Raw genomic sequence first — 10,696 nt, 5'->3', positions numbered from 1 at the left:
GCGGAGGGCGGTCCGCGCGTACCCCGGTACCCCCTTTCGGGTACCGGGGTACGCCAGATGATGATCGTTTAGTACCTTCGAGGCTGTCCGGCACTACGCTGCTGACTACGGCCGCGACCAGGGGATTCCGCCCGCACCGGGGGAAGCCCCCACCCGGCCGATCCGTCATCCCGACCCCGCCCTGGTACGAGGGGGAGACAAACCGTGAGCATGTTGACTCCCCAAGGCCTCAAGGGGAAGCAGTACCGCGTCACCGGCAACACCTACCCGCGCCTGGGCCGGCCTCCGAAGAAGAGCCGCAAGGTGATCGCCGCACTCGCCGGCCTGCTCGCCCTGGCCCTGGTCGCGCTCGGCGGCGTGCAGCTGTACGACATCTTCACCGGCAGGAACAAGAACGCCTCGGCCCAGGCCTGCGCGGACCCGTCCGGCAAGCCGCTGGCCGCCCCGACGCCGGGGGCCGCCCCGGGCACCCCCGCCGCCTCCGGTGCGCCCGCCGCCGCGCAGGGCGACCCGCACGCCGTCCCGCAGGCCTCCGCCGTCACCGTGAACGTCTACAACGCCACCACCAAGGCCGGGCTGGCCGGCCGGACGGCCGAGGAGTTCAAGAAGCGCGGCTTCGTCATCGGCAAGGTCGGCAACGCCCCGGCCGAGCTGGACAAGAAGGTACCCGGCACCGCCCAGGTGATCGCCGGTCCGGCCGGCGCCGGCGCGGGCACCCTGGTCGGCTCGCAGATCGCCGGGGCCGCCGTCACCGCCGACGCCCGCACCGACACCACCGTGGACTTCGTGATCGGCGACAGCTACAACGCCCTGCTGGACGAGACCCAGGCGGCCGCCGCCCTCGCGCTGGCCACCAAGCCCTCCCCCGCCCCGACCGCCACCGGCAGCTGCTGAGACGGCACCGACCGGACGCGCGGCACCACCGAACACCGAGAGCCCCCAGCAGACGCAGTGCCGGGGGCTCTCGGTGTTCGGTGGTTCGGGTGGGGAGGCTCAGCCGGCCGTGCCGTACAGCCGGTCGCCCGCGTCGCCGAGGCCCGGGACGATGTAGCCGTTCTCGTTGAGCCGCTCGTCCACGGCGGCGGTGACGACGGTGACCGGCAGGCCCGCCAGCTCCCGCTCCATCACCTCGACGCCCTCGGGGGCGGCCAGCAGCACCACGGCGGTGACGTCGGTGGCACCGCGCTCGATCAGCATCCTGATCGCGGCGACCAGGGTGCCGCCGGTGGCCAGCATCGGGTCGAGCACGTAGACCTGGCGGCCGGAGAGGTCGTCCGGCATCCGGGTGGCGTAGGTGGAGGCCTCCAGGGTCTCCTCGTTGCGGACCATGCCGAGGAAACCCACCTCGGCGGTCGGCAGCAGCCGGGTCATCCCGTCCAGCATGCCGAGGCCGGCCCGCAGGATCGGGACCACCAGCGGGCGCGGGTAGCTGAGGCGGGTACCCAGCGTGACCGCCACGGGGGTGGTGATCTCCACCTCGTCGGTGCGGACGTCCCGGGTGGCCTCGTAGGCGAGGAGGGTCACCAGCTCGTCGGTCAGGCGACGGAAGGTCGGCGAGTCGGTGCGCTCGTCGCGCAGGGTGGAGAGCTTGTGGGCGACCAGGGGGTGGTCAACAACGTGGAGACGCATGTATCGAGGTTAGCCCGGTCCTGGACGGGTGTACGACTCGCCGTGCCCACCGGGGCGCCGGTCCGGGTGACGCTCCCGTGACCCGCCGTGACCCGGCGCGGCCGTCCGGACGGAAGTGCCTCCTGTGGTATCAACCGGGCCGTTCTGGGAATGTCACCTCTTATGACGAGCAACCCGAACCCTGGGGACGGCTCGATGGACGAGCCCGTCGACGGGGTGGGCCGGAGCCCGGGCCCGCCGTACGACCACCCCGAGACGGAAGCGGAGCGCCGCAAGCGGCGGGCCGTCTTCCTGCGCGAGCTCACCGAGGCGCGCGAGCTGCGGGAGCGGGTCCAGCCGCGGCGGACCAAGGAGCGGCGGATGCGCGAGGCGATGCGGATGCGGACCTTCCGGATCTGACCGGGCCCGGGACCGCCCCCGGAACCGCCTCGGGAGGCACCCCCGGGCCACCCTGATGCCGCCCTGGCGCCCGTCCGGCGCGACACCCGGACGGCCCCGGGAAGGGACCCGAACGGCCCCGCCGGGCGTTCGGAGCAAATTTCGACCGGCCTCGGACCGCCCCGGCCCGGCTTCGCCGTCCGCCACCCGGTCCTTCCGACACGACCTGCAAAGACGCGCTGCAGAACACCCCCCGCAAGGGCGGGCTTTCTGTCACGATTCCGATGGGACGGTCCGAACAAGCGGACCGCCTCTGGCGCGGGGGCGGCCAGATTTCCGCGTTGCCCGTGCGCGCCGACAGCCGAGACCGATGATCTTGGGAGTGTCCCTGGTGGCGTACTTCGCTGCAGTGCTTGCTCGCACCGAGGACGGGTGGGATGTGAGCGAGACGGAGCTCGACGACGTCGAAACCCTCGCCGATCTGGCCGACCTGGCCCGCGGATCCGCCCAGGACGACGACAGCGTCCTGATCTTCATCGAACAGGAGGACGCCTGGTTCGCCGTCGTCCGCGTGGACGGCGAGGAGGACCCGCGGATCTTCGTGTCGGACGGCGCCGCGGCCGCCCGCAGCTCCTACGGCTCCGTCCTCACCGACGAGTTGGTCGACCAGGCCGGCGAGAGCGAGTTCGGCGACCTGGACCACCTGCTGGACGAGGCCGAGGAGGCCGAGGAGCAGGACGAGGAGGACGCCGACGCCCGCGGCGGCGTCCCGGTCGGCCCGCTCGGCGACGCCCACCTGCTCACCGAGTTCGGCCTCGCCGCCGACGAGCTGCTGGCGCTCAGCGGCGAGGGCGCGGTCCCGGGCGACGCCCTGGAGGAGATCGCCGAGGCCCTGGGCTGCGGCGAGGTCCTGGAGGCCGTCCGGTAGCGGCGTCGGCCATGCCGGTGTCCACCACCGGATACCCGACACTGGATGCCATGCAGCCCGCATCCACTCCGCTGACCGTCACGCACGTCCCCCCGCTGCCCGCCCCCGTCCGCCCCGACCCGGTCCGCGACCGCTGGGCGGCGCCGATGCGCCTCGCCATGGCCGAGGCCGCGCTGGCGCCGGCCACCGGGGACGTACCGGTCGGGGCGCTCGTCCTGGACCCGGACGGCGAGGTGATCGGACGCGGCCACAACGAGCGCGAGGCGGTCGGCGACCCGACCGCGCACGCCGAGGTGGTCGCGGTCCGGCAGGCCGCGGAGAAGACCGGGGAGTGGCGGCTGAGCGGCTGCACGCTGGTCGTCACGCTGGAGCCGTGCACCATGTGCGCCGGCGCCATCGTGCTGTCCCGGATCGACCGGGTGGTCTACGGCGCCCTCGACGAGAAGGCCGGCGCGGCCGGCTCGCTCTTCGACGTGATGCGCGACCGCCGGCTCAACCACCGGCCCGAGGTGATCCCAGGCGTCCTCGCCGACGAGTGCGGCGCGCAGCTGCGCGCCTTCTTCGACACCCACCGCTGAGGGCCCGCCGGGCACCGCGGTGATACGGATTTCGTGACTGCGCCACCCCTCCGGTAGAGTTCCTCTCGGTAGCGTGTCCGAGCGGCCAAAGGAGCACGCCTCGAAAGCGTGTGTGGGGGCAACTCCACCGTGGGTTCGAATCCCACCGCTACCGCCATGAGCAGGACGAACGAAGGCCCCGTTAAAACTTTTAACGGGGCCTTCGTCGTGCCGGTCTCAGTTCTGGTCTCACTTCACCTGTCAGGCCGCCTTCTCCGCGCCGTCCGACTCGCCGGGCCGCGGAGGCAGCGCCGGAACGGCCCCGGGCATGGGAACGGCTCCGTACCCCGGGCCGATGACCACCGGTGCCCGGTCCGTACGGAGCCTGGAGGGGGAGCGGTTCGGGGGGACTGACCGCTCCCCCGGCGGAGTCCCACAACCGGCGCCGCGTCGGGGGGAAGCCGCGGCGACCGGTCCCACAGCGGGGAGCTCCGGATCCATGCACCGGGGATTCCTGCCAGATCCTCGGTACGTCTTCCATCCTGCCGTCCGGCCCGCGAGCGGGCATCCGGAGAAAGGCCCCACTCGCGGGGACCTTCGTCCCGCCGGCCGAACGCGTCGCACACTTGATAGCCCGTCCGGGTGGATAAGCTGCCCCCTGCAGGCCGCTCGGGGACCGGATGACGGCGGCCCACAGCTGGGAGGAAGAGGTCACCCGATGGCGCAGGCGAAGAAGATCGGCATGGCCCTCCTGCTCATCTTCGTGCTCTACTCGATCATCACCTCACCCTCCCGGTCCGCCGAGCTGGTCCAGCTCGGCTTCGAGGGGATCTCGAACGCGGCCAAGGCCGTCGGCACCTTCATGACCGGTCTGATCAAGTGACGGACGGCCCGCACCCATTCGGGTAGCGGTCGGCCCCCGGGCACCGGCTACGGTGAGCGGGACCCTCTGTCCCCGTCCGCGAGGAGCGGCAATCGTGATCCGCCACCTGGTCCTGTTCAAGCTCAACGAAGGCGTCAGCAAGGACGAAGAGCGCGTGCTCGCCGGCGCCAAGGCCTTCGACGCGCTCGGCTCGGTGATCCCCGAGCTGCGCGAGTGGGAGTGCGGCTGGAACACCACCGAGCGCGACATCGCGTACGACTACGCGATCAACAGCCTGGTCGAGGACCGCGACGCCCTCCAGGCCTACCTGACCCACCCGGACCACCAGGCCGCGGCCGGCCTCTGGCGCGAGTTCGCCACCTGGGTGATCGCCGACATCGAGGTCTGAGCACCCGTCCGGCCCCACCCGTCCGACCCGGACCACCCGAAGCCCGACCCCGGCGCTTCCCCCGGACGGACCGCGGCGCCCCGTCCGGCTTCCGGGCGGGGCGCCTTGCTCCGTCCCGGAACGATCCCCGCGGCGGTTCGCCGGCCGGCCCGGGAAAGGTTGAACGGCCCACCAACACACCTCCATCGGGTGCTTGCCCGACCTGTGCCCACCTTGTGATGCTATGACCGGTTTTGCCGGACATGGCGAGGTCGTGAACCCGCCGTGGCACCCGCTCCGCAGGGCCCGCCGTTGACGACTTTGGGAGGGGTGAGGTGTCCGTGGACGAAGTGCTGGCTGCGATCACCAGCCCGGCCGGCGAGCTCCGACCGGACCGGCTGCGCGGCCCCGGCGGCCGCCCCGCCGTGGACGTCCGGACGCTGACCCGGGTGCTGTTCGAACGGCTCGCCGAGCTGCCCCCGGACGCCCCCGAGCGGGAGCGGGTCCGGGCCGCCCTGATCGAGGTGAACATCCCACTGGTCCGCTACGCCGCCACCCGCTTCCGCAGCCGCAGCGAGCCGATGGAGGACGTCGTCCAGGTCGGCACCATCGGCCTGATCAACGCGATCGACCGCTTCGACCCCGGCCGCGGCGTCCAGTTCCCCACCTACGCGCTGCCGACCATCCTGGGCGAGATCAAGCGCTACTTCCGGGACAACGTCCGCACCATGCACGTCCCGCGCCGGCTCCAGGAGCTGTGGGTCCAGGTCAGCGGCGCGATGGAGGAGCTGACGGTGCTGCACGGCCGGGTGCCCAAGGTGCCCGAGATCGCCGCCAGCCTGCGGATCCCCGAGGAGGACGTACGGGCCTGCCTGGACGCCGGGCGGGCGTACAACGCGGCGTCCCTGGAGGCCGCGCAGGAGCACGAGGGCGGGCTCGCCCTGCTCGACCGGCTCGGCTACGAGGACTCCGCGCTGGCCGAGGTCGAGCACCGGGACATGGTCCGCCACCTGCTGGTCCAGCTCCCCGAGCGGGAGCGGCGGATCGTGATGCTGCGGTTCTTCGCCAACCTGACCCAGTCCCAGATCAGCACCGAGCTGGGGATGTCCCAGATGCACGTGTCCCGGCTGCTCTCCCGGATCCTGACCAGGCTTCGGACCGGCAACTCCTGGGAAGAGTGAGATTGCAGCGAGTTACCCCGGCGTGACATCTTGCGACGTTCGGGTTTGCCGTGGACCGTGTTCCGGTATGCAGGGGGAAGGCCCTCGCCGGGAACCACCGCGCGACGGCCCCCGTTCAACTGACAGTCACAAGGGGGTGGGTGCATGTCCGGAGAGCTGGGCACTGCGGAGATCCACGCTGGCGGCCAGGCCAACGGCACGGCCGTCGTCGAGGACCTGGTCCCGCGGCAGCGGGTCGAACCGGCCCGGCCGCCCGGCCCCGACACGGGACCGGAGACGCCGCCCGGCTCGGTGCTGGACACCCGGACGCTCTCCCGCTCGCTGTTCCTGCGGCTGGCCGCGCTGGACCCGGGCAGCGCCGAGCACACCTACGTCCGCGACACCCTGATCGAGCTCAACCTGCCGCTGGTCCGGTACGCCTCGGCGCGCTTCCGCAGCCGCAACGAGCCGATGGAGGACATCGTCCAGGTCGGCACGATCGGCCTGATCAAGGCGATCGACCGGTTCGACCCGGAGCGCGGGGTGGAGTTCCCCACCTTCGCGATGCCCACCGTGGTCGGCGAGATCAAGCGCTTCTTCCGGGACACCAGCTGGTCGGTCCGCGTTCCGCGCCGGCTCCAGGAGCTGCGGCTGGCGCTCACCAAGGCCGGCGACGAGCTCTCCCAGCGGCTGGACCGCTCCCCCACCGTCGCCGAGCTGGCGGCCTGCCTGGGGGTCAGCGAGGAGGACGTGGTCGAGGGCCTCGCGGTCGGCAACGCGTACACCGCCAGCTCGCTCGACTCCAGCACCGGCGAGGAGGACAGCGACGGCCCGCTGGCCGACCGGCTCGGCTACGAGGACCTCGCTCTGGAGGGCGTCGAGTACCGGGAGTCGCTCAAGCCGCTGCTGGCCAAGCTGCCGCCGCGCGAGCGCCGGATCATCATGCTGCGGTTCTTCGGCAACCTCACCCAGTCGCAGATCGGCGAGGAGATCGGGATCTCCCAGATGCACGTCTCGCGGCTGCTCACCCGGACGCTCACCCAGCTGCGCGAGGGGCTGATCAACGAGGGCTGAGCCGACCGCCGGGAGCCGGGCCGCCCCGCTCGGCTCCCGGGTCGTCCAGCAGGTTGGCGCGCAGCCCGGCCAGCACCTCCCCGTCCAGTCCGAGTCCGTCCCGCCAGTAGGCGTCGAAGCCGCCCCAGCCGGCCACGACCTCGGCGAAGGCCGCTTCCAGGTAGCCGCCGTCGGCGCGGAAGACCGGCAGGAGCAGCTCGGGCTCGCGCATCAGGCCGCGGGCCCCGAAGTCGTCCAGCACCCGCCGTACGACCGGGGCGGAGCGCTCGTTGGTGAGCAGGTAGTCGGCCAGGACGGTCTCCCGGTCCACCCCCAGGGCGGTCAGCAGGAGGGCCGCGGCCCAGCCGGTGCGGTCCTTGCCCGCCGAGCAGTGGAACAGCAGCGGCGGCCCCTGAGGGTCCGCCAGCAGCCGCAGCAGGGCGGCGAATCGCTCGCGCGCCACCCGGTCCGTGACGAACCACCGGTAGAGGCCGGCCATCCGGGCGGCCGCCCGGCCATCGCCGAGCAGCGCCCGCTGGCGCTCCGGGTCGTGGTCCGCCAGCGCGTCGCGGACCAGCAGGACGATGTCGAAGTCCGGTGCCAGCAGCGGGAGATGGTGGAGCGTCACACCGCCGGGCAGGTGGTCCAGACCGGTCTCGCGGACTTCGGCCATGCTCCGCAGGTCCACCACGCTGTGCAGGCCGAGCGCGCCGAGCGGGCCGAGGTCCTCGGCGGTGACACGGTTCAGGCCATCGCTGCGCAGTGCCACCCCGGGCCGGAGAATCCGCCCGTCAGCCGTCCGGTACCCGCCCAGATCACGGGCATTCAGCGCACCGCGCAAACCGAGACTGCGTCCGACCAGCGGCGTTCCGCCCGCCTCCGGTGACGCATTCCGTACGCTCGGGAATCCCCCGGACTCGGTATGCTGATCGACCATGTGAGCACCTCCATTGCATATTCGGACTGTCACATGGCACAGCCGTGCCCGATATTGCATGAACCTGCCCAACTGGGCGGCGAGATGTGCAAGAGTGTCATGCGCAACGACGACAGTGTAGGTGTCCCGCCCGCCCCACTGGGCCGCACCGTCGGTAACCACGTGTAGCAGTCAGCTTCCGGTTTTTCATTTTCAATTCACTATTTGCGCCGCCGGTCCGGTTCCGGTCACAATCAGCGCCTTCATGGCTTCGCCATGAACGTTGGTAACAGGTTCGCTGCACTCTCGCCCAATTGGTCCCTCGCACCACCGTCCCTCGACCAGGATGGGCCCGGGCAGCCTGCTGCCCGCGAACAGCTACACGGGCAGGCGAGCGCCGAGCAGCGTGACGCCTGCACCAAGGGGAGGATCACCATGGGTCGAGCGACCCGAAGAGTCGCCGCGTGCGCGGCGGCAGTCCTGCTGGCCAGCGGCTTGCAGACCACCCTGGCCCACGCCGACGCGGCGCCGCCCAGGATCGACCTCACCGTCCTGGTCGTCGACGACGGCGGCCCGTCCGTCGCTGCCATCACCGCCGAGTTGAAGAGCCAGGGCACGCCCTACAAGGTCATCAGCCTCAATGACCCCAACCGCCCCGTCATCAACTCCGCTTTCCTGAGCGACACGCTGAACGGCCAGCCCCGCGGGAAGTTCCAGGGCATCGTGCTGCCCAACGAAAACCCCTTCCCCAACAGTGCCACCGAGATGACGGCGATCGCGACCTACGAAGCCGCATTCAACGTCCGCCAGATCGACGCGTACACGTGGGCCAACCCGGCGGTGGGGCTGAACTACGCCCAGAATCCCGGATTCGTGGGCACTCTCGACGGATTCCAGGGCGCCACCACCGCGGCCGGAACTTCGGGCCCGTTCGGGTACCTCAAGGGCAGCGTCCCGTTCGAGGACAACGACCCGAACGTCGGCGAGAGCTACGGCTACCTGGCCACTCCGCTCGCCAGCCTGCCGGCCGGCGCCTCGTTCGTCCCGCTGGTCGACGCGCCGATACCCAACACGGCCAGCCGCGGTTCGCTGGTCGGCGAGTACACCCACGACGGCCGCAAGGAACTGGTCGTCACGTTCGTCTACAACCAGTACCAGCAGCAGTACCGGCTGCTGGCCCGCGGCATGGTCGACTGGCTCACCCAGGGCGTCCACCTCGGCTACGACCGCAACTACTTCGCCACCCACGTGGACGACGTCTTCCTGGCCGACGACCGCTGGGACACCGTGCTCAAGTGCACCCCCGGCGACGTCACCTGCCCGCCCGGCACCCCGGACACCGCCAACCCGATCCGGATGACCGTCGACGACGCCAACCACCTCAAGCAGTGGCAGGCCGCCAACAACTTCACCCTGGACATGGTGTTCAACGGCGGCGGCAGCGAGGACTGGAAGGCCGACCACCAGACCACGGTGGACCCCACGGCGAACCAGATGATCGCCGACCAGAGCAACTACCGGTGGGTCAACCACACCTACACCCACCCGTACCTGGGCTGCGAGCAGAACGTCACCGTGGTGCCGTGGGTCTGCGCCAAGAACACCGCGGGCGCCACCGTCTGGGTCGACCAGAACACCATCTCCTCCCAGATCAAGACCAACGCCGACTGGGCCACCGCGAACGGCCTGGGCTTCGACCCGCAGTCCCTGGTCACCGGCGAGCACTCCGGCCTGCTGACCGCCCCGCAGGAGACCAGCGACAACCCGAACCTGGCGCCGGCGCTGGCCGCCAACGGCATCAAGTTCACCGCCAGCGACGCCTCCCGCGAGACCGGGCAGCGGCCCGTCGGCTCCGCCCTGACCGTGCCGCGGTACCCGATGAACGTCTTCTACAACGCCGGTACGGCGAAGGAGGAGGCCGACGAGTACAACTGGATCTACACCAGCAAGGCCAACGGCGGCAGCGGCGTCTGCGAGAACAACGCCAACTCCACCTGCCTGCCCCAGCCGCTGGACACCACCACCGGCTACCAGTCGTACATCGTGCCGCTGGAGGCCCGGATCGACCTCGGCCACGTGCTGAGCAACGACCCGCGGCCGCACTTCGTGCACCAGTCGAACCTGTCCGAGGACCGCATCCTGTACCCGGTGCTGGAGAAGATCCTCGGCACCTACCGCTCGCTGCACGCGGACAGCGCCCCGATCGTGAACCTGAGCCAGCGCGAGATCGGCCAGGAGTTCCAGCGCCGCGCGGCCTGGAACAGCGCCCTCGCCTCCGGCCAGGTCACCGCCTACCGGGTCGGCAGCACCGTCACCGTCAACGCGCCGTCCGGCGTTCAGGTCCAGGCCACCATGCCGACCGGAACCGCTCAGAAGCTGGCCATCGGAACGGGCGGGTTCGGTTCGTCCTACGCCGGTACCCTCTCGGGTTGGGTGTCCCCGGGCGCGCTGCAGAGCAGCGTCACCCTGCAGCTGCCGTCCGCGCCGGCCGCCCCGGCCCCCGTCGCGCCGGGCGTCGCGGCCAAGTCCGTCCCGGCCCCGGCGCCGGCGGACAAGAAGGTCGTGCCGCAGGGTGTCGCCACCCCGGTCCCGGTGGGGCCGAGCGACACCACCCGCAAGCCCGCTCCGTCCCTGGTCCCGGGTAGCGGAACCCCGGTGCCCGGCAAGGATGTCCTCGCTGGCACCATCGGTCAGGGCGGCAACGGCCACGACGACAAGGCTGCGACGAAGAACGGCAAGGCCTCTGGGGGGACGGCCACGCCGAGCAGCACCACCGGACGCTCCGGCAACCGGTAACCGGTAACCAGCACCACCCGCCACCGGCG

11 protein-coding genes and 1 tRNA gene are annotated in these 10,696 nt (G+C 71.3%); 10 read left to right on the top strand and 2 right to left on the bottom strand.

Going from position 1 to position 10,696, the window contains the following annotated elements; translation table 11 throughout:
- Positions 1-210 precede the first annotated feature (210 nt).
- Positions 211-894, top strand: a complete 684-nt coding sequence (locus ACFU7Z_RS27185; RefSeq protein WP_049650160.1) for a LytR C-terminal domain-containing protein — start codon at positions 211-213, stop codon at positions 892-894.
- A 99-nt stretch (positions 895-993) separates the two neighbouring features.
- Here the strand turns inward: ACFU7Z_RS27185 and upp are convergent, their stop codons facing one another.
- On the bottom strand, positions 994-1,629 hold the full coding sequence (upp, locus tag ACFU7Z_RS27180; protein ID WP_049650159.1) for a uracil phosphoribosyltransferase: 636 nt from the start codon (positions 1,627-1,629) through the stop codon (positions 994-996).
- A 195-nt stretch (positions 1,630-1,824) separates the two neighbouring features.
- On the opposite strand from upp, the gene ACFU7Z_RS27175 reads away from it, so the two are divergent.
- The 8 genes from ACFU7Z_RS27175 to ACFU7Z_RS27140 all read left to right on the top strand — a co-directional run bounded on the left by ACFU7Z_RS27175 (position 1,825) and on the right by ACFU7Z_RS27140 (position 6,976).
- Complete coding sequence (locus tag ACFU7Z_RS27175; protein ID WP_049650158.1) at positions 1,825-2,028, top strand: hypothetical protein; 204 nt, start codon at positions 1,825-1,827, stop codon at positions 2,026-2,028.
- A gap of 349 nt (positions 2,029-2,377) precedes the next feature.
- Complete coding sequence (locus tag ACFU7Z_RS27170) at positions 2,378-2,935, top strand: tRNA adenosine deaminase-associated protein (protein WP_049650157.1); 558 nt, start codon at positions 2,378-2,380, stop codon at positions 2,933-2,935.
- Between the two features lie 50 nt (positions 2,936-2,985).
- Positions 2,986-3,513: a tRNA adenosine(34) deaminase TadA gene (gene tadA, locus ACFU7Z_RS27165; protein ID WP_380780249.1), complete on the top strand. Its 528-nt coding sequence runs from the start codon at positions 2,986-2,988 to the stop codon at positions 3,511-3,513.
- A gap of 67 nt (positions 3,514-3,580) precedes the next feature.
- Positions 3,581-3,670 (top strand) — tRNA-Ser (locus ACFU7Z_RS27160).
- A gap of 540 nt (positions 3,671-4,210) precedes the next feature.
- Positions 4,211-4,375 (top strand): hypothetical protein, encoded by a 165-nt coding sequence (locus tag ACFU7Z_RS27155; RefSeq protein ID WP_181970620.1) that lies wholly within the window; start codon positions 4,211-4,213, stop codon positions 4,373-4,375.
- 94 nt (positions 4,376-4,469) lie between these two features.
- Positions 4,470-4,763: a Dabb family protein gene (locus ACFU7Z_RS27150; RefSeq protein ID WP_375876737.1), complete on the top strand. Its 294-nt coding sequence runs from the start codon at positions 4,470-4,472 to the stop codon at positions 4,761-4,763.
- Positions 4,764-5,077: 314 nt separating this feature from the next.
- Complete coding sequence (locus tag ACFU7Z_RS27145) at positions 5,078-5,923, top strand: RNA polymerase sigma factor SigF (RefSeq protein WP_375876738.1); 846 nt, start codon at positions 5,078-5,080, stop codon at positions 5,921-5,923.
- Positions 5,924-6,067: 144 nt separating this feature from the next.
- Positions 6,068-6,976 (top strand): RNA polymerase sigma factor SigF, encoded by a 909-nt coding sequence (locus tag ACFU7Z_RS27140; RefSeq protein WP_049650154.1) that lies wholly within the window; start codon positions 6,068-6,070, stop codon positions 6,974-6,976.
- Here ACFU7Z_RS27140 and ACFU7Z_RS27135 read toward each other — a convergent pair.
- Positions 6,963-7,892, bottom strand: a complete 930-nt coding sequence (locus tag ACFU7Z_RS27135; protein ID WP_380780247.1) for a tyrosine-protein phosphatase — start codon at positions 7,890-7,892, stop codon at positions 6,963-6,965. The two genes, ACFU7Z_RS27140 and ACFU7Z_RS27135, sit on opposite strands and share 14 nt — an antisense overlap.
- A 414-nt stretch (positions 7,893-8,306) precedes the next feature.
- Here ACFU7Z_RS27135 and ACFU7Z_RS27130 point away from each other — a divergent pair, with 414 nt between their 5' ends.
- Entirely contained in the window at positions 8,307-10,667 is a 2,361-nt protein-coding gene (locus ACFU7Z_RS27130; protein ID WP_375876739.1) for a hypothetical protein, read from the top strand.
- Positions 10,668-10,696: the final 29 nt, after the last annotated feature.

This window comes from Kitasatospora sp. NPDC057518, assembly GCF_042802075.1.
In the GTDB taxonomy this organism is placed as follows: domain Bacteria; phylum Actinomycetota; class Actinomycetes; order Streptomycetales; family Streptomycetaceae; genus Kitasatospora.
Note: the sequence above shows the minus strand (reverse complement) of the source record. Positions and strands in the feature narration are given on the sequence as shown.

Coding starts and splice junctions, on each gene's coding strand:
- ACFU7Z_RS27185 (WP_049650160.1), top strand. CDS start 211: ATGTTGACTCCCCAAGGCCTCAAGGGGAAGCAGTACCGCGTCACCGGC.
- upp (WP_049650159.1), bottom strand. CDS start 1,629: ATGCGTCTCCACGTTGTTGACCACCCCCTGGTCGCCCACAAGCTCTCC.
- ACFU7Z_RS27175 (WP_049650158.1), top strand. CDS start 1,825: ATGGACGAGCCCGTCGACGGGGTGGGCCGGAGCCCGGGCCCGCCGTAC.
- ACFU7Z_RS27170 (WP_049650157.1), top strand. CDS start 2,378: ATGATCTTGGGAGTGTCCCTGGTGGCGTACTTCGCTGCAGTGCTTGCT.
- tadA (WP_380780249.1), top strand. CDS start 2,986: ATGCAGCCCGCATCCACTCCGCTGACCGTCACGCACGTCCCCCCGCTG.
- ACFU7Z_RS27155 (WP_181970620.1), top strand. CDS start 4,211: ATGGCGCAGGCGAAGAAGATCGGCATGGCCCTCCTGCTCATCTTCGTG.
- ACFU7Z_RS27140 (WP_049650154.1), top strand. CDS start 6,068: ATGTCCGGAGAGCTGGGCACTGCGGAGATCCACGCTGGCGGCCAGGCC.
- ACFU7Z_RS27135 (WP_380780247.1), bottom strand. CDS start 7,892: ATGGTCGATCAGCATACCGAGTCCGGGGGATTCCCGAGCGTACGGAAT.
- ACFU7Z_RS27130 (WP_375876739.1), top strand. CDS start 8,307: ATGGGTCGAGCGACCCGAAGAGTCGCCGCGTGCGCGGCGGCAGTCCTG.